The organism is Vibrio sp. sp1, from assembly GCF_016920955.1.
Classification (GTDB): domain Bacteria; phylum Pseudomonadota; class Gammaproteobacteria; order Enterobacterales; family Vibrionaceae; genus Vibrio; species Vibrio alginolyticus.
In genome coordinates this window covers 1,439,533-1,463,671 of the sequence record NZ_CP060589.1, presented here as the reverse complement: position 1 = coordinate 1,463,671, position 24,139 = coordinate 1,439,533, and the positions used below count along the sequence as shown (strand labels likewise).

The 24,139-nt window shown below is 45.8% G+C and carries 25 protein-coding genes; 19 read left to right on the top strand and 6 right to left on the bottom strand.

The window, feature by feature from the left end:
- Positions 1-146 precede the first annotated feature (146 nt).
- Positions 147-1,400, top strand: coding sequence for a valine--pyruvate transaminase (locus H9L11_RS06920; RefSeq protein WP_025768941.1), 1,254 nt, complete (start codon positions 147-149; stop codon positions 1,398-1,400).
- Positions 1,401-1,527: 127 nt separating this feature from the next.
- Here H9L11_RS06920 and H9L11_RS06915 read toward each other — a convergent pair whose 3' ends face one another.
- From H9L11_RS06915 to dnaA, 6 genes are all read right to left on the bottom strand, one after another.
- Positions 1,528-1,965 (bottom strand): Hsp20 family protein, encoded by a 438-nt coding sequence (locus H9L11_RS06915; protein ID WP_005378857.1) that lies wholly within the window; start codon positions 1,963-1,965, stop codon positions 1,528-1,530.
- Between the two features lie 533 nt (positions 1,966-2,498).
- The gene (locus H9L11_RS06910) at positions 2,499-2,915 is read right to left on the bottom strand and encodes a GreA/GreB family elongation factor (RefSeq protein WP_017635594.1); all 417 of its coding nucleotides are present in this window, start codon (positions 2,913-2,915) and stop codon (positions 2,499-2,501) included.
- Between the two features lie 343 nt (positions 2,916-3,258).
- Entirely contained in the window at positions 3,259-5,676 is a 2,418-nt protein-coding gene (gyrB, locus tag H9L11_RS06905; RefSeq protein WP_005378841.1) for a DNA topoisomerase (ATP-hydrolyzing) subunit B, read from the bottom strand.
- 13 nt (positions 5,677-5,689) lie between these two features.
- Positions 5,690-6,769, bottom strand: a complete 1,080-nt coding sequence (recF, locus tag H9L11_RS06900) for a DNA replication/repair protein RecF (RefSeq protein WP_005378839.1) — start codon at positions 6,767-6,769, stop codon at positions 5,690-5,692.
- 9 nt (positions 6,770-6,778) lie between these two features.
- On the bottom strand, positions 6,779-7,879 hold the full coding sequence (dnaN, locus tag H9L11_RS06895; protein ID WP_005394106.1) for a DNA polymerase III subunit beta: 1,101 nt from the start codon (positions 7,877-7,879) through the stop codon (positions 6,779-6,781).
- Positions 7,880-7,942: 63 nt separating this feature from the next.
- The gene (gene dnaA, locus H9L11_RS06890) at positions 7,943-9,349 is read right to left on the bottom strand and encodes a chromosomal replication initiator protein DnaA (protein WP_005378835.1); all 1,407 of its coding nucleotides are present in this window, start codon (positions 9,347-9,349) and stop codon (positions 7,943-7,945) included.
- A gap of 412 nt (positions 9,350-9,761) precedes the next feature.
- Between dnaA and H9L11_RS06885 the strand changes: the two genes are divergently transcribed.
- From H9L11_RS06885 to atpH, 18 genes are all read left to right on the top strand, one after another.
- Positions 9,762-10,508: an amino acid ABC transporter substrate-binding protein gene (locus tag H9L11_RS06885; protein WP_205391066.1), complete on the top strand. Its 747-nt coding sequence runs from the start codon at positions 9,762-9,764 to the stop codon at positions 10,506-10,508.
- A gap of 114 nt (positions 10,509-10,622) precedes the next feature.
- Positions 10,623-11,294 carry an amino acid ABC transporter permease gene (locus H9L11_RS06880; protein ID WP_005378829.1) on the top strand — a complete coding sequence of 224 codons (672 nt, stop codon included), beginning with the start codon at positions 10,623-10,625 and terminating at the stop codon, positions 11,292-11,294.
- Positions 11,291-12,028, top strand: a complete 738-nt coding sequence (locus H9L11_RS06875; protein ID WP_005378827.1) for an amino acid ABC transporter ATP-binding protein — start codon at positions 11,291-11,293, stop codon at positions 12,026-12,028. The genes H9L11_RS06880 and H9L11_RS06875 overlap by 4 nt, the downstream gene beginning before the upstream one ends.
- Positions 12,029-12,270: 242 nt before the next feature.
- Complete coding sequence (gene rpmH, locus H9L11_RS06870) at positions 12,271-12,405, top strand: 50S ribosomal protein L34 (protein WP_005378825.1); 135 nt, start codon at positions 12,271-12,273, stop codon at positions 12,403-12,405.
- A 46-nt stretch (positions 12,406-12,451) separates the two neighbouring features.
- Complete coding sequence (gene rnpA, locus H9L11_RS06865) at positions 12,452-12,775, top strand: ribonuclease P protein component (protein ID WP_005394102.1); 324 nt, start codon at positions 12,452-12,454, stop codon at positions 12,773-12,775.
- On the top strand, positions 12,742-12,999 hold the full coding sequence (yidD, locus tag H9L11_RS06860; protein WP_005378822.1) for a membrane protein insertion efficiency factor YidD: 258 nt from the start codon (positions 12,742-12,744) through the stop codon (positions 12,997-12,999). Before rnpA ends, yidD begins: the two co-directional genes overlap by 34 nt.
- A gap of 2 nt (positions 13,000-13,001) precedes the next feature.
- Positions 13,002-14,624 (top strand): membrane protein insertase YidC, encoded by a 1,623-nt coding sequence (yidC, locus tag H9L11_RS06855; RefSeq protein ID WP_005383834.1) that lies wholly within the window; start codon positions 13,002-13,004, stop codon positions 14,622-14,624.
- Positions 14,625-14,754: 130 nt separating this feature from the next.
- A complete protein-coding gene (gene mnmE, locus H9L11_RS06850) occupies positions 14,755-16,116 on the top strand; it encodes a tRNA uridine-5-carboxymethylaminomethyl(34) synthesis GTPase MnmE (RefSeq protein WP_205391065.1) in 1,362 nt (453 codons plus the stop codon).
- A 100-nt stretch (positions 16,117-16,216) separates the two neighbouring features.
- Entirely contained in the window at positions 16,217-16,651 is a 435-nt protein-coding gene (gene mioC, locus H9L11_RS06845) for an FMN-binding protein MioC (protein WP_005378900.1), read from the top strand.
- A gap of 476 nt (positions 16,652-17,127) precedes the next feature.
- Entirely contained in the window at positions 17,128-19,023 is a 1,896-nt protein-coding gene (gene mnmG, locus H9L11_RS06840) for a tRNA uridine-5-carboxymethylaminomethyl(34) synthesis enzyme MnmG (protein WP_005378901.1), read from the top strand.
- Positions 19,023-19,658 carry a 16S rRNA (guanine(527)-N(7))-methyltransferase RsmG gene (gene rsmG, locus H9L11_RS06835; RefSeq protein ID WP_149192460.1) on the top strand — a complete coding sequence of 212 codons (636 nt, stop codon included), beginning with the start codon at positions 19,023-19,025 and terminating at the stop codon, positions 19,656-19,658. Before mnmG ends, rsmG begins: the two co-directional genes overlap by 1 nt.
- A gap of 10 nt (positions 19,659-19,668) precedes the next feature.
- The gene (locus H9L11_RS06830; protein WP_005383838.1) at positions 19,669-20,442 is read left to right on the top strand and encodes a ParA family protein; all 774 of its coding nucleotides are present in this window, start codon (positions 19,669-19,671) and stop codon (positions 20,440-20,442) included.
- 24 nt (positions 20,443-20,466) lie between these two features.
- A complete protein-coding gene (locus tag H9L11_RS06825; RefSeq protein ID WP_005383840.1) occupies positions 20,467-21,348 on the top strand; it encodes a ParB/RepB/Spo0J family partition protein in 882 nt (293 codons plus the stop codon).
- 189 nt (positions 21,349-21,537) lie between these two features.
- Positions 21,538-21,927 carry a F0F1 ATP synthase subunit I gene (locus H9L11_RS06820; protein WP_005378921.1) on the top strand — a complete coding sequence of 130 codons (390 nt, stop codon included), beginning with the start codon at positions 21,538-21,540 and terminating at the stop codon, positions 21,925-21,927.
- An 8-nt stretch (positions 21,928-21,935) separates the two neighbouring features.
- Complete coding sequence (gene atpB / locus H9L11_RS06815; protein WP_005378922.1) at positions 21,936-22,748, top strand: F0F1 ATP synthase subunit A; 813 nt, start codon at positions 21,936-21,938, stop codon at positions 22,746-22,748.
- 57 nt (positions 22,749-22,805) lie between these two features.
- Entirely contained in the window at positions 22,806-23,063 is a 258-nt protein-coding gene (gene atpE, locus H9L11_RS06810) for a F0F1 ATP synthase subunit C (RefSeq protein ID WP_005372317.1), read from the top strand.
- A 56-nt stretch (positions 23,064-23,119) separates the two neighbouring features.
- Positions 23,120-23,590, top strand: coding sequence for a F0F1 ATP synthase subunit B (gene atpF / locus H9L11_RS06805; protein ID WP_005378929.1), 471 nt, complete (start codon positions 23,120-23,122; stop codon positions 23,588-23,590).
- A gap of 14 nt (positions 23,591-23,604) precedes the next feature.
- Positions 23,605-24,138 (top strand): F0F1 ATP synthase subunit delta, encoded by a 534-nt coding sequence (gene atpH / locus H9L11_RS06800; RefSeq protein ID WP_017635596.1) that lies wholly within the window; start codon positions 23,605-23,607, stop codon positions 24,136-24,138.
- Position 24,139: the final 1 nt, after the last annotated feature.

Below are 24,139 nucleotides of genomic sequence, written 5' to 3'. Positions count from 1 at the left end.
TGATGACGCACTTTTTTCTTTTTCGGCTTAATTCACACTTTGCGTTAATTACACATTGAGGTAAGGTCAAGGATTACTCGATAAGCCGATAAAACATCGGCATAAACATACACAAAGCAATCACAATGAATTAGGTATAAGTCAGCATGCAGTTCTCAAAGTTTGGTGAAAAATTTAATCAGTATTCAGGTATTACGCAGTTAATGGACGATTTGAATGATGGTCTGCGCACACCAGGTGCCATCATGCTCGGTGGAGGTAATCCTGCCGCCATTCCTGCCATGCTCGATTACTTTCACCAAGCCAGTGAGGAAATGCTCGCCAGTGGGGAGCTCGTCGCCGCCCTCGCCAACTACGATGGCCCGCAGGGTAAAGACGCGTTCGTCAAAGCGCTAGCTCAGTTATTCCGTGAAACTTACGGCTGGGATATTTCAGAAAAAAACATCAGCCTAACTAACGGCAGCCAAAGTGGCTTTTTCTACTTGTTCAACTTGTTGGCAGGTAAACAGCCAGATGGTTCGCATAAGAAAGTGCTACTGCCTATCGCACCTGAGTATATCGGTTATGGTGATGCAGGCATTGATGAAGATATCTTTATCTCTTACCACCCAGAAATCGAGCTGTTAGATAACGGTCTGTTTAAATACCACGTCGATTTTGAGCAGCTAACCGTCGACGACTCTGTTGCGGCAATCTGTGCATCTCGTCCAACCAACCCAACGGGTAATGTACTGACAGACGAAGAAGTACGTAAGCTGGACAAGCTAGCACGTGAGAACAACATCCCGCTGATCATCGATAATGCCTACGGTCTACCTTTCCCGAACATCATCTTTGAAGATGTCGAACCGTTCTGGAATGAAAACACCATCCTATGCATGAGCCTATCTAAACTTGGCTTGCCAGGTGTGCGTTGTGGCATTGTGATTGCGAGTGAAGAAATCACTCAAGCGTTAACCAATATGAACGGCATCATCAGCCTAGCGCCGGGCAGTGTTGGTCCAGCGCTGGCAAACCATATAATTGGCAAAGGTGATCTGCTTAAACTGAGTTCAGAGGTGATTAAGCCGTTCTACAAGCAAAAATCACAACGTGCGGTTGAACTGCTCCAACAAGCAATTACCGATGAGCGATTCCGCATCCACAAGCCGGAAGGCGCTATCTTCTTGTGGTTATGGTTTGATGAACTGCCAATCACAACAATGGAACTGTACCAACGCTTGAAAGCGCGTGGCGTATTGATTGTCCCTGGTGAATATTTCTTTATTGGTCAGCAAGACGAGTGGGATCACGCGCACCAATGCCTGCGTATGAACTACGTTCAAGATGATGAGATGATGCAAAAAGGCATTGCGATTATCGCTGAAGAAGTGGAAAAGGCTTACCGCGAAGGTAAATAGACGGATTGAACTCAGCCGTTCTTCTCTTTGAAATTACGGCTTTGAAATAGCGGATTTGAAAACCCCCAAACTAAAAAGAGCGCCCATATGGCGCTCTTTCTCATTCTATAACCGGGTGGTTAACTGATTAGTTGTTCTCAATCAGGTTGTTACCACCGATAGCAATCTTACGTGGTTGCATGGCTTCAGGGATTTCACGAACTAAATCGATATGAAGCAGACCGTTTTCCATTGATGCACCGACAACTTTTACGTAATCCGCTAGCTGGAATTTACGTTCAAAATCACGTTCTGCAATACCTTGGTAAACATAGTTTTTGCCTTCTTCGGCTTTACGTTCGCCCTTTACAATCAACATGTTTTCGTTTTGAGTCAGATCGAGCTGTTCTTCAGCAAAGCCAGCAACGGCCATAGTAATACGGTAGTTGTGCTCGTCTTTTTGCTCAATGTTGTATGGAGGGTAACCGCCAGAAGTATTTTTCGCTGTATTCGCTTCCATCAGGTTTAGCAGACGATCAAAGCCAATTGCATTACGGTATAGTGGTGAGAAATCTACATTACGCATAAATCTATCCTCTTAATTAAGCAATAGTCTTAGTTCAGATGAGTTTCATCCTACTGGCGTGTTTATGCAAAAACCAACGCCGAACTAAGAGATTCTTATCATTCCACTGGCCTTGGTTTGGCTCGGAGACATGATATTGAATCTAAAGGTTTAAGTTGTGTGCTAAAACGCCATATCCTCTTCTGAGCGATCTCGTTTTAGCGATTTCAGATGGCTGGTCTTCTAGTCTCTAGCAAGCCAGTCACCCTCTTCGTAACTAGATATAAGGTCGTCAAAAATGACTTTCAAGGGAAAAAATAAAAAATTTTTAAAGCATCCACTATCCCCTTGAACAGCTTAGTTCCTCATCACTTCGCGATCTGTGATAAAAAGCCCGCCGTTCTGGGGGGCTCAATCTACACTTTACTTGCGGGAGGATTTACGCGCTTTTACAACGTCCTTTTCTGCCGCCTTTTCCTGCTTTAGTTTGCGCTTTTCTTTTAGACTCAACTGCGGTTGTTTCTTTTCTTTCTTACTCATGACTTCACCTCTATTTATTGGCACAACAGACAACCACACAGCATTTTCTGAGCTGGTGGCTGCGATTGATGAACAATTTCAGTAATCACAAAGCAGCGTCGCTGATTAAAAATTTCCACTTCGAGCGCATCATTTTTAGCTCGACCTAACAGTCGAGACCCCAAATAAGAATCGACCGCGAGCATACCTGTCATGGGTTGCCCCTTACGCGAGCTGACCAATGTCATGCGATATTGATAGGCGCGTTCAACATCCACTAAGCGAACCGTGTCCCCAACCGCAATACGAGCTCGGTTACGGCAATGGGCTTGTTGCTCGCAGATTTCAAATAGCGATAACAACCTTAGTGGTGATTGATAGGTTAAAAAGCGACTGGTTAACCACCAAGTTCGCAGCGCCAAGCAGTACGCTGAGAACCAGCGTTCAAACATGATTATTTCCTTCTTAATGCCTTGTCTTACAAATAAATTCAGTGCATTGAACCGGAAGTGCATCACTTCCGGCTTAGTTCAGGAAAGTCATCACCATTTTCTTAGTCTCCTTATTCATCAGCTCTTCAGCACTATAGCGAGCAGAAAAAAGAAAGCAAAAACGCTCAAGCGAACAAAATGGCGAGAAAAAAAGAAAACAGAAATAAAATGGCAGGCTTGATCGGGTTGTTGGCAGTTAGTACCAGAAAAACATCCGCTTTAGCAGAAAGTGGCGATTTTAGCTGGTGGTACAACAAAAAAAGCAGCGATTTCTCGCTGCTTTTTACTATCACGAACAGTGTCGTTATACGTCTAGGTTCGCTACTTTCAGTGCGTTCTCTTCGATGAAGTTACGACGAGGTTCTACTTGGTCACCCATTAGCGTAGTGAACAGTTGATCTGCACCTACCGCATCTTCAATCGTTACCTGCATCATACGACGAGTTTCTGGGTCCATGGTGGTTTCCCAAAGTTGGTCTGGGTTCATCTCACCTAGACCTTTGTAGCGCTGACGGCTTAAGCCACGCATTGACTCTTTCACTAACCAGTCAAGCGCTTCTGCAAAGTTTGCCACTGGCATAGTACGCTCACCACGTTTGATGTACGCGCCTTCTTCCAGAAGTCCATCAAGTGCTTCTGATAGATCAGCCAACTTGCCGTACTCTTTCGAGTTTAGGAAGTCGATGCTAATTGCATGTTCGTGCGTCACGCCGTGAGTACGAACCACAATCTTAGGCAAGTTTAAGCCTAGCTCTTCGTGCTGCTCAACTTCGTAGCTGTACTGGCTTGCACCCACTTCTTTCGCATTCAGCTGTTCAATAAGCTGCTTCGTCCAAGCTTCCACAACTGATGCGTCATGGCATTGCTCTGGCGTTAGGCGAGGAGTGTAAATCAACTCGTTTACCAAAGCACTTGGGTAGCGACGGCTCATACGTTCCGCCAGTTTAATACCCGCATTGTACTGTTGAACAAGCTTCTCTAGTGCTTCACCAGCCAGTGCAGGTGCTTCTGCGTTTACGTGTAGCGATGCATTATCCAGAGCTAATGATACTTGGTATTGGTTCATCGCTTCTTCATCTTTGATGTACTGCTCTTGTTTGCCTTTTTTCACTTTGTATAGTGGTGGCTGAGCGATGTACACGTAACCACGCTCGATAAGCTCTGGCATTTGACGGTAGAAGAAGGTCAACAGTAGCGTACGGATGTGCGAACCATCGACATCGGCATCGGTCATGATGATGATGTTGTGGTAACGAAGCTTGTCCGGGTTGTACTCGTCACGACCGATACCACAACCTAGTGCGGTGATCAGTGTTGCTACTTCTTGAGAAGATAGCATCTTGTCGAAACGTGCTTTTTCTACGTTAAGAATCTTACCTTTTAGCGGTAGGATTGCTTGGTTCTTACGGTTACGGCCTTGTTTTGCGGAGCCGCCTGCCGAATCACCCTCCACTATGTATAGTTCAGAGAGTGCCGGATCTTTTTCCTGACAGTCTGCAAGTTTACCTGGAAGGCCAGCTAGGTCTAGCGCACCTTTACGGCGCGTCATTTCACGAGCTTTACGCGCTGCTTCACGAGCACGTGCTGCATCGATGATTTTCGAACAAACCATCTTCGCTTCTGTCGGGTTCTCAATCAGGAACTCAGACAGTTTTTCACCCATTGCAGACTCAACAGCTGATTTCACTTCAGAAGAAACCAGTTTGTCTTTTGTTTGGCTTGAGAACTTAGGATCAGGCACTTTCACCGAAACAACCGCAGTTAGACCTTCACGCGCATCGTCGCCTGAAGTCGCTGTTTTCGCTTTCTTCGAGAAACCTTCTTTATCCATAAAGCTGTTCAATGTACGTGTTAGCGCAGCACGGAAACCAGCAAGGTGAGTACCACCATCACGCTGTGGGATATTGTTGGTAAAGCAGAAGATGTTCTCTTGGAAACCATCGTTCCATTGCATCGCCACTTCAACTGAAATGCCGTCTTCACGCTCAGAGTTAAAGTGGAAGATTTTTTCGATGATTGGCGTTTTGTTGGTGTTTAGGTGATCAACGAACGCTTGAATACCACCTTCATACATGAAGTGATCATGTTTGTCTGCTTCACGTTCATCAACCAATTTGATCGACACACCAGAGTTCAGGAATGACAGTTCACGCAGGCGCTTCGCCAGAATGTCATAGTGGAACTCTGTGTTAGAGAACGTCTCGGCACTTGGCCAGAAACGAATTTGTGTACCGGTTTTATCCGTATCACCCACAACGGCTAGTGGCGCTTGAGGCTCACCATGGCGGTAGGTTTGCGTATGGATATGGCCACCACGATGAATCGTTAGCTCAACTTTCTCTGATAGTGCGTTTACTACTGAAACACCTACCCCGTGAAGACCACCCGATACTTTGTATGAGTTATCGTCGAACTTACCACCCGCGTGAAGAACCGTCATGATTACTTCTGCTGCAGAGACATTTTCCTCTGAGTGGATTTCTGTTGGAATGCCACGACCATCATCGCTAACGGAAACCGAGTTATCCTCATGAATTGTCACAACGATGTCTTTACAGTGACCTGCCAACGCTTCATCAATTGAGTTATCCACCACCTCGAAAACCATGTGGTGAAGGCCGGTGCCGTCGTCCGTATCGCCGATGTACATTCCTGGACGCTTACGTACCGCATCCAGACCCTTCAGTACCTTAATACTCGATGAATCGTAATTTTCAGACATGAGTTTCTCTCTTCTAGTTTGACTCTATCCTGCCATGTTCCACATGAAACAATTTACCGTTATCGTCCAACATATCGGCGATTTGGCTTTCAGTGATAGAGCTTACAAATACTTGTGCGCCCGTCTCTTTTAAGCAGTCAGCAAGACGCTTGCGACGTTGGCTATCTAATTCCGACGCGAAGTCATCAATTAGGTAAATGCATTGTTTACCGGCCATCTCTGTCAGGTGTTGCCCTTGCGCTACACGCAATGCACACACCATGAGTTTTAATTGACCGCGTGACAGAACATCTTCAACGGGCGTTCCGTTCACTTTAATGCGCAAATCAGCTTTGTTTGGGCCACTAAAGGTGTATCCCAATGCCTGATCACGCTCAAAATTCTTTTCTAGTATCTCGTGGTATGGAGTGTCTTTATCCCAGCCACGATAATACTTCAATTGGATCTCAAATTCTGGCAAAAATGTCTGACAGATAGTTTCTGCGACGGTTTTCATCTGCTCGATGTAACTTGCTCGCCATTGGCTGATGTTTTCAGCCAACCCTGCCATTTCCTGATCCCAATAACTGAGCTCACGATAACTATTGGCGGTTTTCAACAACGCGTTGCGCTGCTTGTTCAGGCGCTTGAACCTTCCCCATGCTTGATAAAAAGCGGGCTCGGTATGAAACACGCCCCAATCAATAAACGCACGACGATGTTTAGGGCCATCTGTCAGTAAATCAAACCCTTCTGGGTGTATCAACTGCAGAGGCAGAACTTGTGCCAACTGCGCTAATTTTTGTCCAGATTGACCGCCTATTTTAACCTCTGTTGAGCCATCACGCTGCTTATTAATGCCGATAGGTAGCTCAAATTGATCCGAGTTCAAAAAACGACCATGAACAAACAGTTCGTCACACTCATTTTGTATCACTCGTCCGGTGAGAGAGCTCTTGAATGAGCGGCCATGCCCGAGCAGATAAACCGCTTCTAAGACACTGGTTTTACCGCTGCCGTTCGGCCCGATAAGAAAGTTAAAGCCTGCTGATAACTCAATATCACAGGCTTTAATGTTTCGAAACTGCTGAATGATGAGACGAGAAAGAGGCATTCAGTTGGCTTATAGACGAATTGGCATCACCACGTACATGGCACTATCATCGTCGGCATTTTCAATCAACGCGCTAGCGTTAGCATCCGACATCGACACACGTACATTTTCACAACGCAACGTGTTCAGAACATCAAGCACATAGCTTACGTTAAAGCCGATTTCGATGGCGTCACCTTCAAAGGTTACATCAAGCATCTCTTCCGCTTCTTCTTGTTCTGGGTTATTCGCGGTTATGCGCATTTCAGTATCAGCCAGATTCACACGCACGCCACGGAATTTTTCGTTGGAAAGAATCGCAGCACGAGAGAAGGCTTGGCGCAACTCGTCACAACTTGCTATTAGGGTCTTATTGGTGCTCTGAGGCAATACACGGCGGTAATCAGGGAAACGACCATCAACCAACTTAGAGGTAAAAGTAAAGTTATTCACCTCAGCACGAACATTGGAGCTACCGATCTGAAGTACTACGGGCTGCTCTGGCGCATCCATCAACTTTACTAATTCTTGCACACCTTTGCGTGGCACGATGATTTGCTTCTGCGCAAAGTCCGCACCTAGCTGAGTTTGCGATACCGCCATACGGTGGCCGTCCGTCGCCACGCTGCGTAGCGTGGTGCCGTCAATTTCAAACAACATGCCGTTGAGGTAGTAACGAACGTCTTGATTCGCCATCGAGAACTGAGTTTTGTCGATCAGCGTACGTAAATCAGCTTGGCTCAGTGATACTTCCACTTCGCTTTGCCAGTCTTCAATATTAGGGAAATCGTTCGCAGGAAGCGTTGCCAACGAGAAACGGCTGCGACCAGAGCGAACTTGTACGCGATCACCTTCTAATACAAATGTGATGATCGCATCGTCCGGTAAACCACGGCAGATATCGAGAAACTTACGAGAAGGAACGGTAATGCTGCCCGCTTCAAAATCACCTTCTAGCGTCACTTTGCTTACTAACTCTACTTCAAGATCGGTTGCCGTCATCGACAATACGTTCTCTTCTACTTTAAGAAGTAGGTTACCCAGGATTGGCAGAGTTGGTCGGCCACCTAAAGCGCCCGAAACCTGCTGTAGCGGTTTGATTAAATGACTACGTTCAATGGTAAATTTCATGCTTGGCTCTTTACGCTGTCAGCTCAATAAATGATTTGCTTAGAATACCGTTATTCTAACCGATTACGAAGACAGGGTGCGAATCAAGTTAGAGTAATCTTCTTTAATGTCGTGGCTCTCTTCACGCAGCTGCTCAATCTTGCGACAAGCATGAAGTACGGTCGTATGATCGCGGCCCCCAAACGCATCGCCAATTTCAGGCAAACTGTGGTTGGTTAGCTCTTTTGCTAACGCCATAGCCAGCTGACGAGGACGCGCTACAGAACGAGAACGACGCTTAGACAGCAAGTCCGCTACTTTAATCTTGTAGTATTCCGCCACTGTCTTTTGAATGTTATCGATTGTCACAAGCTTCTCTTGTAGAGCAAGCAGATCGCGCAGCGCTTCACGAACAAAATCAATCGTAATTGGACGGCCAGTAAAGTTCGCGTTCGCAATAACACGGTTCAGTGCACCTTCTAGCTCACGAACGTTCGAACGCAGACGCTTGGCAATGAAGAATGCCACTTCATCAGCAAGGTGGATTTGGTGATCTTCAGCTTTTTTCATCAAGATCGCCACACGCGTTTCAAGCTCAGGCGGCTCGATCGCAACAGTAAGACCCCAACCAAAGCGAGATTTAAGACGATCTTCAACGCCATTAATTTCTTTAGGATAACGGTCAGACGTTAGAATGATCTGCTGATTACCTTCCAATAGTGCGTTGAAGGTATGGAAGAATTCTTCTTGTGAACGTTCTTTATTAGCAAAGAATTGGATGTCATCGATAAGGAGCGCATCCACGCTGCGGTAGTAGCGTTTGAATTCTTCAATCGCATTGTTTTGCAGCGCTTTCACCATGTCTTGCACAAAACGTTCTGAGTGCATGTAGACCACTTTTGCGTTCGGGTTGTTATCCACAATCGCGTTACCCACCGCATGCAATAAGTGGGTTTTACCCAAACCCGTGCCGCCGTATAGGAATAGTGGGTTGTAAGCTGCACCTGGGTTATCCGATACCTGACGCGCCGCAGCCAAACCCAGTTGGTTCGACTTACCTTCAACAAAGTTATCGAACTTGTGTTTTGGGTTCATGTTTGAGCGGTGATTGATAGCCGCAATCGCTTGAGCGTCGTCATCCCAGGTTTTGTGTACTGGCTTACGCGCCTGTAATTGCGCAGGTGCAGATGACTCGGCAGCCACATCTGCAGGCGTACGTGTCGGCGCTGGTTTTGGTGCAGAGACAGGTCGGCTCCCCACTTCAAAACGTAAGTTAGGAATATCGCCACCGCAGTATTCCTGCAGTAAGCGAGTAATATTGTTCAGATACTTATCACGCACCCAGTCCAACACAAAGCGGTTTGGCGCGAATAGAGTGAGAGTATTGTCATTGAGCTCCGCTTGTAGCGGACGAACCCACATGCTGAATTCTGTAGCTGGTAGCTCTTCTTGAAGCTGCTGCAAACATTGCAGCCAAAGCGAAGATGACACGGTGCCCCCACTGAGTAATTGAATTATCGGAAAAGACTGGCAATTTTACCTGTTGATAACCAAGATCGCCAGCGATTGATCGACGATCCAGTGAATAAGATCCAAGTTATTCACAATTATTTCTGCAAACTTGATGAGATCAACACACCTTGCCCCAAATTTGCCCACACAACGATCCACAATTGGGCAAAATTCACAAGATCGAGCGATTGGTGATAAGTCTGTGTATTATTTTATTCCCAATGCTGATTTTGTCGATCATTTCGCTAGGTTCAGTTCGCATTTTCGTCACATTTAACATTCTTCTTCTATTATCTAATAACTCACAGGTCTAGGTTATTGCTCTTGGTTATTTATTTAATTGAGCTAACTAACAGTAGTATTTCCAACCATAAAATTATGGAGATGTATTATGAAAAACTGGATTAAGGTTGCCGTTGCAGCCATTACACTGTCGGCAGCAACCGTACAAGCCGCTACTGAAGTCAAAGTTGGTATGTCAGGTCGCTACTTCCCGTTTACTTTTGTAAAGCAAGACAAGCTACAAGGCTTTGAAGTCGACATGTGGGATGAAATCGGTAAACGTAACGATTACAAAATCGAATACGTAACAGCCAACTTCTCTGGTTTATTTGGTCTTTTAGAAACTGGTCGTATCGATACGATCTCCAACCAAATCACCATGACTGATGAGCGTAAAGCTAAATACCTATTTGCTGACCCTTACGTTGTAGATGGCGCACAAATTACCGTGCGTAAAGGCAACGACAGCATCAAAGATGTTGACGATCTTGCGGGCAAAACCGTTGCGGTGAACCTAGGCTCTAACTTTGAGCAACTGCTGCGTCAATACGACAAAGACGGCAAGATCAACATTAAAACGTACGACACAGGTATCGAACATGACGTGGCGCTCGGTCGTGCAGACGCGTTTGTAATGGATCGTCTTTCTGCGTTAGAGCTGATTAAGAAAACTGGCCTTCCTCTGGAATTGGCCGGCGAACCGTTTGAGACCATTCAAAACGCATGGCCTTTCGTTGACAACGAGAAAGGTCGTAAGCTGCAAGAAGAAGTAAACAAAGCACTGGCTGAGATGCGCGCAGATGGTACAGTAGAGAAAATTTCCGTGAAGTGGTTTGGCGCTGACATCACGAAATAAGAACTCTTTGTACTTTAGGCCGCAAAGTGGTATCACTCTCGGACTAAAATAAACTTACGTAAAGGTGGAACTTGTTTTCCACCTTTTCTTTTCTCTAGCCTTTAGGTAAGCCGTATGGGATTTGACTTTAATTACATGTTGGAACTGCTGCCGATATTGCTGAAATATCTTGGCACAACCATGGAAATGGCGACATGGGGATTGGTGTTTTCGCTGATTTTATCCGTCATTTTAGCCAATATTCGCGTATTTAAACTGCCAGTTCTGGATCAATTAAGCCAACTGTACATCAGCTTCTTCCGTGGCACCCCACTGTTGGTTCAGCTTTTCCTGCTCTATTACGGCTTACCGCAAATTTTTCCATTGATGGTCGGTATCGACGCCTTTTCAGCAGCGGTTATCGGTTTAACGCTGCACTTTGCCGCTTATATGGCGGAAAGTATTCGTGCCGCCATTATTGGCATTGATCGCAGCCAAATGGAAGCGAGCTTATCGGTCGGTATGACGACATCCCAAGCAATGCGCCGAGTGATTTTACCTCAAGCAACGCGTGTCGCACTGCCTTCATTGATGAACTATTTCATCGATATGATCAAGTCAACGTCTCTTGCTTTCACGCTTGGTGTGGCCGAAATCATGGCGAAAGCACAGATGGAAGCCTCATCAAGTTTCCGTTTCTTTGAAGCTTTCCTTGCGGTTGCTCTTATTTACTGGGGCGTGGTGGTGATTCTGACTCGCGTACAAATCTGGGCAGAAGCAAAACTGAATAAGGCGTACGTACGATGATTAAGTTAGAAAATATTCACAAACGTTTTGGTGAGACTGAAGTGCTGAAAGGCATCGACCTCGATATTAAGCAAGGTGAGATCATCGTGATTATCGGCTCAAGTGGTACGGGTAAATCAACCTTGCTGCGTACGGTGAACTTTCTAGAACAAGCAGATGAAGGTCGTATCACGATAGATGACATCTCCGTTGATACTCAAAAACACACTAAAGCCGAAGTATTAGCGCTGCGTCGTCGAACTGGCTTTGTGTTCCAAAACTATGCCCTGTTTGCCCACATGAATGCGCGCCAGAACATTGCCGAAGGTCTAGTGACCGTTCGAGGTTGGAAAAAAGCCGATGCTCTCAAACGAGCGCAACAAATTCTGGATGACATCGGCCTTGGGGATAAAGGCGATAGTTATCCAGCGGCATTATCTGGCGGCCAACAACAACGTGTGGGTATCGGCCGAGCGATGGCGCTGCAACCAGAACTGCTGTTGTTTGACGAACCAACTTCTGCGCTGGATCCTGAATGGGTCGGTGAAGTTCTCTCATTAATGAAGAAGTTAGCTAATCAGCATCAAACCATGCTGGTGGTGACGCACGAGATGCAATTCGCGAAAGAAGTAGCTGATAGAGTGATCTTCATGGCGGAAGGCAATATCGTTGAGCAAGGTTCTCCACAGGATATCTTCGATAATCCACAAGATCCTCGTTTGAAAAAATTCCTTAACCAAGTAGGAATAGAGTAACGATCAAGCATCAGGATCGATTGATCCTTGAGATTTTACTCACACTACGTATAATCGCCCGGCCGGAATTTCGTACTCATTGAGTCATTGACACATTATGTGAGTGTGATTACAATTCCGCCTCTTTGTTGAGAGGCGTCGGTTGTCCTTCTCTATATAAAGAGCTTCTTTATATAAGAAAGCAAATACCCACGCCGGGTTTAACAAGAACCTAAAACTACTGATCAGTAAAGGTAATTATCATGAAACGCACTTTTCAACCTACAGTTCTAAAGCGCAAGCGTACTCACGGCTTCCGTGCTCGCATGGCAACTAAGAACGGTCGTAAAGTTATCAACGCACGTCGTGCAAAAGGCCGTGCGCGCCTATCAAAATAATCGCTAGTTTATTTTGAACACGTACGCGTTTAATCGGGAGTTACGTTTGTTAACTCCCGAGCATTATCAAAACGTCTTCCAGCAAGCTCATCGAGCTGGCTCGCCTCATTTCACCATCATTGCTCGCAATAACAAACTTTCTCACCCACGATTAGGTTTAGCGGTTCCCAAAAAGCAAATCAAAACGGCTGTCGGTCGTAACCGATTTAAGCGTTTGGCTCGTGAAAGCTTTCGTAACAATCAACATCAGCTTCCAAACAAAGATTTTGTTGTGATTGCGAAGAAAAGCGCGCAAGATTTAAGCAATGAGGAAATTTTTAAGTTGTTTGATAAGCTATGGCAACGCCTGTCTCGCCCTTCACGTGGATAGCCATTGGGCTCGTTTATCTGTATCGCTGGTTTATCAGCCCTTTGATTGGTCCTCGTTGCCGGTTCACACCAACCTGTTCCACTTACGCGCTAGAAGCTTTGAGAGCTCACGGTTTTGTAAAAGGATGTTGGTTATCAGGCAAACGTCTATTAAAATGCCACCCTTTGAATGAAGGGGGGTATGACCCCGTTCCACCAGTCCAAAAACAAGACAGAGATAACTAACGATGGATTCTCAACGTAATATCCTGCTCATCGGTTTGGCCCTGGTTTCTTTTTTGCTGTTTCAACAATGGCAAGTTGCAAAGAATCCAGAACCTCAAGCAGTTGAACAGGCTCAATCAAGCAGCACTCTACCTGCACCATCTTTTGCTGATGAACTTGACCCAGTTCCTGGTCAACAGCAAGCTTCTGCAAAAACTATCACAGTAACGACTGATGTTTTAACTCTGTCGATCGACACCGTTGGTGGCGATGTGGTACATGCCAACCTTAACGAATACTCTGCTGAGTTAGATTCATCAGATTCCTTTGTTCTGCTTAAAGACGCTCAAGGTCACCAATTTATCGCTCAAAGCGGTCTAGTGGGTCCTCAAGGTATCGACTTGAGCAGCACAAATCGCCCTCACTACAACGTAAGTGCAGACAGCTTCACAATGGCTGACGGTCAAGATGAACTTCGCGTTCCGATGACATTCACTGCAAACGGCATCGAATACACCAAAACTTACATCTTTAAACGCGGCAGCTACGCGCTTAATGTTGAATACGATGTAGTGAACAACTCAGGCAACAACGCAACATTTGGTATGTACGCTCACCTACGTCAAAACCTAATGGACGATGGTGGTAGCATCACAATGCCTACTTACCGTGGTGGCGCATACTCAACAGAAGATACGCGTTACAAGAAGTACAGCTTTGATGATATGCAGGATCGCAACCTGTCTCTTAACCTAGCCGATGGCCAAGGTTGGGCAGCAATGATTCAGCACTACTTTGCCGCAGCTTGGATCCCACGTAACGAACCAGGTACTAACCTATACACTCGTGTAATTGGCAACCTAGGCGACATCGGCGTTCGTATGCCAAACAAAACTATCGCAACAGGCGATCAGGCTAAGTTTGAAGCAACACTTTGGGTTGGTCCAAAACTGCAAGATGAAATGGCAGAAGTGGCACCTAACCTAGACCTAGTAGTGGACTACGGCTGGTTATGGTTCATTGCGAAGCCTCTTCATATGTTGCTTTCATTCATCCAGAGCTTTGTTGGTAACTGGGGTGTGGCAATCATCTGTCTGACCTTCATCGTTCGTGGTGCAATGTACCCACTAACAAAAGCGCAATACACGTCTATGGCGAAAATGCGCATGCTACAGCCTAAGCTGCAAGCAATGCGTGAGCGTATCGGTGATGACCGTCAGCGCATGAGCCAAGAAATGATGGAACTGTACAAGAAAGAGAAAGTGAACCCACTAGGTGGCTGTTTACCTCTTATCCTACAGATGCCTATTTTCATCGCACTATACTGGGCGCTAATGGAATCGGTAGAGCTACGTCACTCACCATTCTTCGGTTGGATTCATGACCTTTCAGCGCAGGACCCTTACTACATCCTGCCGCTATTGATGGGTGCGTCTATGTTCCTAATCCAGAAGATGAGCCCGACAACGGTAACGGATCCAATGCAGCAGAAGATCATGACCTTTATGCCGGTTATGTTTACCTTCTTCTTCTTGTTCTTCCCATCAGGTCTCGTTCTATACTGGTTGGTGTCGAACATCGTAACGCTTATCCAGCAAACTCTGATCTACAAAGGATTAGAGAAAAAAGGCTTACACAGCAAGTAACCTTTTAGGAAATGATTGAGAAAGGCGGCCAAAAGGTCGCCTTTTTGTTTTTGGCTGATTACAATTCAGCTAATTAATTGTGATGGCTCCCTAGGTATCTTCCCTATAGCCCAGCTCAAAAGGCAAAATTATGACTACAGATACGATTGTCGCTCAAGCGACCGCGCCTGGTCGTGGCGGTGTCGGTATTATTCGAGTTTCTGGCCCTAAAGCCAACCAAGTGGCGTTAGAAGTCACTGGCAAAACACTAAAGCCCCGCTACGCAGAGTACCTGCCGTTTAAGTCAGAAGATGGCACTGTGCTTGATCAGGGCATCGCACTGTACTTCCCTAACCCGCATTCATTTACCGGTGAAGACGTACTTGAGCTGCAAGGCCATGGCGGCCCTGTCGTGATGGATATGCTGATAAACCGCATTCTAGGTATAGATGGTATTCGAGCTGCTCGCCCTGGTGAGTTCTCTGAACGCGCATTTCTGAACGATAAACTCGACCTCGCTCAAGCCGAGGCGATCGCAGACCTCATTGATGCCAGTTCTGAAGAAGCAGCAAAATCGGCACTGCAATCCTTACAGGGCGCATTTTCAGGCCGCATTAATACCTTAGTTGAGTCGCTGATTCATTTGCGTATCTATGTTGAAGCAGCCATCGACTTCCCTGAAGAAGAGATCGACTTTTTGGCCGACGGTAAAGTGGCTGGTGACCTACAAGCCATCATCGACAACCTAGATGCGGTGCGCAAAGAAGCTAACCAAGGCGCTATTATGCGTGAAGGGATGAAAGTCGTGATTGCGGGTCGTCCAAATGCGGGCAAATCAAGCCTACTGAACGCGCTATCGGGTAAAGAATCTGCAATCGTAACCGACATCGCAGGAACCACGCGTGATGTACTGCGTGAGCATATCCATATTGATGGCATGCCACTACACATCATTGATACAGCAGGTTTGCGTGATGCTTCCGATGAAGTAGAGAAAATCGGTATCGAACGCGCGTGGGATGAAATAGCCCAAGCAGACCGCGTGTTGTTCATGGTGGATGGCACGACAACCGATGCCACCGATCCGAAAGATATCTGGCCAGATTTTGTGGATCGCCTACCAGACAACATTGGTATAACTGTGATCCGTAATAAAGCGGATCAAACGGGTGAAGATATGGGGATCTGCCACGTCAATAACCCTACCCTTATCCGTTTGTCAGCGAAGACTGGTGCAGGGGTTGAAGCTCTGCGCGATCATCTCAAGGAGTGTATGGGCTTCTCTGGCAACAGTGAAGGTGGGTTTATGGCTCGTCGTCGTCATCTCGATGCATTAGAACGTGCCGCACAGCACCTTCAAATAGGCCAGGAGCAGCTTGAAGGCTATATGGCTGGTGAAATATTGGCTGAAGAGCTACGCATCACCCAACAACATCTCAATGAGATTACCGGTGAGTTCAGTTCTGACGACTTACTGGGACGAATCTTCTCTTCATTCTGTATCGGGAAGTAAATAATCGAACGCGCGGTGCTGAGCTTAACTCACACCGCGTTTCTTTTTGTACGGCAAGCCATCCATGAGCTTTAGCCGTCGCATTCAATAAGGAAGAAGTATGATCCACATTATTACAGGCAGCACGTTAGGTGGCGCAGAATACGTAGGGGATCACCTGAGTGATCTACTCAACGAGAATGGATTTGAAACAACGATCCACAACCAGCCTTCCCTCAGTGATATCGAAAATCAAGGTACGTGGTTGGTGATCACCTCTACACATGGAGCTGGTGAGTATCCTGATAATATCCAACCTTTTATCGCAGCATTACAAAATACACCGCCAAAAATGACTGATGTAAAATTTGCGGTGATTGCGATTGGTGACTCTAGCTACGATACGTTCTGTGCCGCTGGTCAACACGCTTATGATTTATTAGAGGATATTGGTGCAACCCCTCTCGCAGATTGCTTTAAAATCGATGTACTGAGCCATGATGTGCCAGAAGACGCCGCAGAGATGTGGTTAAAAGAGAATATCGAACGTTTTTAAACTCACGACTTCCCTTCAACAGAGTCGAAATTCGGCTCTGTTTTCTCCCATGTGAATAACTCCCACCAAATTATTTTGTTTAACCGCTCAAAAACCAACCAAACAGACTGTGGATAACTACAATAAGATCCAGTGATTTTCCTTTAGTTATCCCAATAACAACTTTGATCAATTTTATCCCCTGTGTATAACCACCACTTTTGATCCCAGGTAATCCTCGATCTGATCCAATCATGATCACAAGATATGATCCAAAGAAGATCCATGATCTTGTTGATCATTTTTAGGTTATCCACAGAAACGGTCGATCCTAATAGTAGATCTAATAAAAGATCATATATATAGATCTTATATATATTTATCTTGAAGCTTAAAACGGATAAAACGAGAAAACGTTTTTCTCTCTGGCATAAAGCAGGTAAAATACGGCTCCTTTATCTGTCCATTAAATCCCTTTGAATACCTGAGGTCAGTTCATGCTTTATCACGAAAACTTTGACGTCATTGTTGTCGGTGGCGGACACGCAGGAACGGAAGCCGCGCTCGCATCTGCACGCACAGGACAAAAAACGCTTCTCCTTACCCATAACATCGATACATTAGGCCAGATGTCTTGTAATCCGGCGATCGGTGGTATTGGTAAAGGTCACTTAGTAAAAGAAGTAGATGCTATGGGCGGTTTGATGGCTGAAGCCATCGACCATGCAGGTATTCAGTTTCGTACACTAAATGCCTCCAAAGGTCCTGCAGTACGAGCAACTCGAGCTCAAGCCGATCGCGCTCTGTACAAAGCGTACGTTCGTAATGCATTAGAAAATGCGCCTAACTTAACGTTGTTCCAGCAATCAGTTGATGATCTGATTGTTGAACAAGATCGCGCAGTTGGTGTGGTAACTCAAATGGGACTTCGCTTCCATGCGAAAGCCGTTGTGCTAACCGTGGGTACCTTCCTTGGTGGTAAGATCCACATAGGTATGGAAAGCTCGTCTGGTGGTCGTGCCGGGGATCCACCATCGATCGCATTAGCGGATCGACTGCGTGAACTGCCGTTCCGTGTGGATCGTTTAAAAACAGGTACTCCACCGCGCATTGATGCTCGTACTGTTGATTTTTCAGTGCTAGAAGCTCAGCACGGTGATAACCCAACTCCTGTATTCTCGTTCATGGGCAAACGTGAACAGCATCCGCGTCAGATTCCATGTTTCATCACCCACACCAATGAACAAACTCACGATGTGATCCGTAGTAACTTGGATCGCAGTCCAATGTACGCAGGTGTGATTGAAGGTATTGGTCCGCGTTACTGTCCGTCTATTGAAGACAAAGTGATGCGTTTCGCTGACAAAAACAGCCACCAAATCTTCATTGAGCCAGAAGGCCTAACCACGCACGAGTTATACCCTAATGGTATCTCGACCAGCTTGCCATTTGATGTGCAAGTACAAATCGTGCGCTCAATGAAAGGGTTTGAAAATGCACACATCGTTCGCCCAGGTTATGCGATTGAATACGATTTCTTCGATCCACGTGATTTGAAGCAAACGTACGAGACGAAGTTCATCCATGGTTTGTTCTTTGCTGGCCAGATTAATGGTACGACTGGCTACGAAGAAGCCGCAGCGCAAGGCTTGATGGCGGGCCTAAACGCAAGCTTGTTTAGCCAAGACAAAGAAGGCTGGAGCCCACGTCGTGACCAAGCTTACATGGGCGTGTTGATTGATGACTTATCGACCATGGGTACCAAAGAGCCGTACCGCATGTTCACTTCTCGTGCGGAATACCGCCTGCTACTTCGTGAAGATAACGCCGATTTACGTTTAACGGAAAAAGCGCGCGAGCTAGGCTTGATTGATGATGTTCGTTGGGCTCGCTTTAACGAGAAAATCAACAATATGGAAACGGAGCGTCAGCGTTTGAAAGCAACGTGGATGAATCCGAAGTCAGAGGGGGTTGATGAGTTGAACAAGCTGCTGAAAACCCCAATGGCCCGTGAAGCGAGTGGTGAGGATCTTCTGCGTCGTCCAGAGATCACTTATTCGCAACTGACGCAACTTGAAGCGTTTGCTCCTGCTCTTGAAGATCAGCAAGCGGCTGAGCAAGTTGAAATTCAAGTGAAATACGATGGTTACATCAAGCGTCAGCAGGAAGAGATCGAAAAATCACTGCGTCACGAAAATACCAAGTTACCTGCTGATTTGGATTACCGCGATGTAAAAGGTTTATCAAACGAAGTCGTTGCTAAACTGAGCGAGGCCAAACCAGAGAGCATCGGTATTGCATCACGCATTTCTGGTATTACGCCTGCTGCAATTTCTATTCTACTTGTTCACTTGAAAAAGCATGGTTTGCTGAAGAAAGGTGAGGAAGAATAATGAGCGCATTGCGAACAAAGTTGGATTCACTGATCGCGAAAACCGATTTGGAAGTGTCAGAACAGCAACGAGAGCAGTTAGTTGGTTATGTTGAACTGCTCGACAAATGGAACAAAGCGTACAATTTAACATCGGTACGTGATCCGCTTGATATGTTAGTGAAACATATTCTTGATAGTATCGTTGTAAGCGCACACCTGTCCGGTGAGCGCTTCATTGATGTTGGTACTGGTCCGGGGTTACCGGGCATCCCTTTGGCAATCATGAACCCTGAGAAAACCTTCTTTTTGCTCGATAGTCTTGGCAAACGCATCCGTTTTATCAAGCAAGTCGTGCACACATTAGGGCTGAAAAACGTGACACCAATTCAAAGTCGTGTCGAAGAATTCCAACCTGAAGAAAAATTTGATGGCGTTTTGAGTCGAGCTTTTGCTTCAATGATAGACATGGTGGAATGGTGCCACCATTTGCCGAAACAAGAGCACGGGGTGTTTCTAGCGCTGAAAGGACAGCACCCTAAAGATGAAATGGATCAGCTTCCTGAATGGTGCAGTGTGACAGAGATCATATCTTTGGCTGTTCCTGAGTTGGAAGGTGATCGTCATCTAGTAATCTTATCGCGCAAGGAAAATTAGCGAGGTAATCGTGGGTAAAATTGTAGCAATCGCCAACCAGAAAGGTGGGGTCGGCAAAACAACAACGTGCATTAACTTAGCGGCTTCGATGGCGGCAACAAAGCGCAAGGTTTTGGTGATCGATCTCGACCCGCAAGGCAATGCTACGATGGCCAGTGGCGTGGATAAGTATATGGTCGACGCCACCGCATACGATCTTTTGGTCGAAGATACACCGTTCGATCAAGTCGTTTGTACCCAAACAACAGGGAAGTATGATTTGATCGCGGCGAACGGAGACGTAACCGCGGCAGAAATCAAATTGATGGAAGTTTTCGCTCGTGAAGTGCGTCTAAAAAATGCATTGTCGTCAGTTCGCGATAACTATGATTTCATCTTTATTGATTGTCCTCCTTCTCTAAACCTTCTTACAATCAATGCGATGGCGGCAGCTGACTCTGTGCTGGTGCCGATGCAATGTGAATACTTTGCGTTAGAAGGTTTAACTGCTCTTATGGATACAATCAGCAAGTTAGCGGCCGTGGTCAATGAGAACCTAAAAATCGAAGGTTTATTGCGTACCATGTACGACCCACGCAACCGCTTATCGAATGAAGTATCCGATCAACTTAAAAAACACTTTGGGAATAAAGTTTACCGTACTGTCATTCCACGTAATGTTCGTTTGGCTGAAGCGCCAAGTCACGGTAAGCCTGCAATGTACTACGATAAGTACTCCGCAGGTGCCAAAGCGTATCTTGCTCTAGCGGGCGAAATGCTCCGCCGCGAAGAAATCCCAGTTTAACTCTAACCTAAGGAATTCAATCCCATGTCTAAGCGTGGTCTCGGAAAAGGACTGGATGCGTTATTGTCGACCAGTTCGTTTGCTCGTGAAAAACAGCATATTGCATCGCATAGCCAAGAATTATCGGCAGACGGTGAGTTAACCGATTTAGCGATTGGTCAATTGCAGCCGGGCGTATACCAACCGCGTAAAGATATGGCGCCTGAAGCGCTAGAAGAACTAGCGGCTTCGATTCAATCACAAGGCATTATTCAACCAATCGTGGTTCGCCAGGTCGAAAATGGTCAGTTTGAGATCATCGCAGGTGAGCGCCGCTGGCGTGCTGCAAGGCAGGCGGGTTTAAAGCGCGTGCCGTGTTTGGTGAAAAAAGTTGAAGATCGTGCCGCCATCGCTATGGCGTTGATTGAAAACATTCAACGTGAAGACTTGAATGTGATTGAGGAAGCCCAAGCGCTTGAGCGTCTACAAGATGAATTCACGCTGACACATCAGCAAGTGGCCGATGTGATTGGTAAATCAAGAACGACGGTGAGTAACCTATTACGTCTGAATCAGTTGGAAGTTGATGTAAAAGGTCTGGTTGCAGATAAAAAATTGGAAATGGGTCATGCTCGAGCTCTGTTAGCGTTAGAAGGCGAACAGCAAGTCGAAGTAGCTCAACAAGTGGCTAAGAAGCAAATGACTGTTCGCCAAACCGAACAGTTAGTAAAAAAGTGCTTAGCCCCACAAAATGAGCAAAAAGGGCAACAAGAGGATACCGAAGCCGAGCAAATGTCGCATAAATTGAGTCAGCTGCTTGATGCAAAAGTTTCTCTTACCCGTTCTGCAAACGGAAAAGCGAAATTGACGATAAGTCTTGATGAGCCTCACAAATTGGACCAACTAATTGCCAAGCTTGAGGCCTAGATGAGATAATTGATTTAGGTCAATTAATCTAATTAATCGAATTTTGTGCGAAAGTTGTCGTTTTGTAAACAAAACTGTAAGTTTTTGATGCAATCGAATTGCTTTACGTTGAACTGAACGTATAATTTTCGCCAATTTCCCAGCACAGAGAGTTAAGTGCGAAGTGGATATTACTAGAGGTACGAATACATGGTAGCTGCGTTAGCTAGACCAGGACGAGAGCTCGCAAGGCAATTGTTAATGATCCAGTCTGGCGCGGTTATTTTTGTGGCAGCAGGAATGGCGGTAGCCATAAATCCTGACTGGGGATTTTCAGCGCTGATTGGCGGAGGCATTTTTGTTGTTGCCAATGCAGTATTCGCGCTGTGTGCTTTCATGTTTAGTGGAGCTCGCGCTGCCAAGCGCATCGCTGCTTCCTTCTATACGGGTGAAGTACTGAAAATTCTCATCACGGTTGCACTGTTCTATGTTGCCTACATGTATATGCAGGTGGAACTTGTTCCCCTCAAACTAACCTATTTGCTGGTACTAGGTATTAATATCTGTGCACCAGTGCTATTCATTAACAACAAAAAATAGGATGAGTTATGGCTGCGCCAGGTGAAGCGCTAACATCGTCCGGTTACATTGCCCACCACCTTTCTAACCTATCGCTATACAAGTTGGGTTTAGTAGGGTCGGAGACAAGTTTCTGGAACGTACATATCGATAGCCTGTTTTTTTCTTGGTTTACTGGTTTAATTTTCCTCGGAATTTTTTACAAAGTAGCAAAGAGAACAACAGCGGGTGTACCGGGTAAGCTTCAGTGTGCTGTAGAAATGATCGTTGAATTTGTCGCCGATAACGTCAAAGACACGTTCCATGGACGCAACCCACTGATCGCGCCTTTAGCACTGACTATCTTTTGTTGGGTATTTTTGATGAACGTGATGGACTTAGTTCCTATCGACTTCTTACCATACCCAGCAGAGCATTGGCTAGGTATCCCTTACCTTAAGGTTGTACCGTCTGCTGATGTGAATATCACCATGGCTATGGCTCTAGGCGTTTTTGCATTGATGATTTACTACAGCATCAAAGTAAAAGGTCTAGGTGGATTCGCAAAAGAACTTGCACTACATCCATTCAATCACCCACTGATGATTCCGTTTAACCTACTAATTGAAGTGGTATCGCTATTAGCGAAACCTCTATCACTCGGTATGCGTCTATTCGGTAACATGTTCGCGGGTGAGGTTGTATTCATTCTTTGTGCGGCAATGCTACCATGGTACTTACAATGGATGGGTTCACTACCGTGGGCAATCTTCCATATCTTGGTTATTACGATTCAAGCCTTCGTATTCATGATGTTGACAATTGTTTACCTGTCAATGGCACACGAAGATCCTGATCATTAATTTTTTTAAAGCTTTTTATTTGGGCACTAAGCCAACAACTATAAATTGGAGATAGTAATGGAAACTTTACTGAGCTTTTCTGCAATCGCCGTAGGTATTATCGTCGGTCTTGCTTCTCTTGGTACAGCGATTGGTTTCGCACTGCTAGGTGGTAAATTCCTAGAAGGTGCTGCACGTCAACCAGAAATGGCTCCTATGCTACAAGTTAAGATGTTCATCATCGCGGGTCTACTTGATGCGGTTCCAATGATCGGTATCGTAATCGCGCTACTATTCACTTTCGCAAACCCATTTGTGGGTCAACTAGCAGGCTAATTAACAACTCTGTTAATTGTATTTTTGTAGTTGATTCTTAAAAGGGAGTAGCTGTTGTGAACATAAACGCAACTCTGCTAGGTCAAGCAATCTCGTTCGCACTATTTGTGTGGTTCTGCATGAAGTATGTATGGCCACCATTGATGCAAGCGATCGAAGAGCGTCAGAAGAAAATTGCTGATGGTCTTCAAGCAGCAGAACGTGCTGCGAAAGACTTGGATCTAGCACAAGCCAACGCTTCTGATCAATTGAAAGAAGCGAAGCGCACAGCAACTGAGATCATCGAACAAGCGAACAAGCGTAAGTCTCAAATTCTTGATGAAGCTCGCGAGGAAGCTCAGGCAGAACGCCAGAAAATCCTAGCGCAAGCAGAAGCAGAACTTGAAGCTGAACGCAATCGTGCACGCGATGAGCTGCGCAAACAAGTTGCTACTCTGGCTGTAGCTGGTGCTGAGAAAATCCTTGAGCGTTCTATCGATAAAGATGCGCAAAAAGATATTCTCGACAACATTACTGCAAAACTTTAAGTCTGGGGGCGCATATGTCTGATTTGACTACTATCGCACGCCCCTATGCTAAAGCAGCCTTCGACTTTGCTTTAGAGAAAGACCAGTTGGACCAATGGGGCCAAATGTTATCTTTTGCTGCTGAAGTGGCCAAAAACGAACAAATGAACGAACTACTAACGGGTTCGGTTTCTGCTGACAAAATGGCAGAAATTTTTGTTGCAGTTTGCGGCGAACAAGTTGATGCGCACGGTCAAAACCTTTTGAAGGTAATGGCTGAGAATGGTCGTTTAGCGGCCCTTCCTGATGTTTGCACGGAGTTTTTTACTCTGAAAAAAGAACATGAGAAAGAAATTGATGTTGAAGTAATTTCAGCAACAGAGCTTTCTGATGAACAACTTGCAAACATTGGCAGCAAACTTGAAAAGCGTCTTGAACGCAAAGTGAAGCTGAATTGCAGTGTAGATGAGACCCTACTTGGTGGGGTTATTATTCGAGCCGGAGACCTAGTCATCGATGACTCAGCGCGTGGTCGTTTGAACCGCCTGAGCGATGCATTGCAGTCTTAAT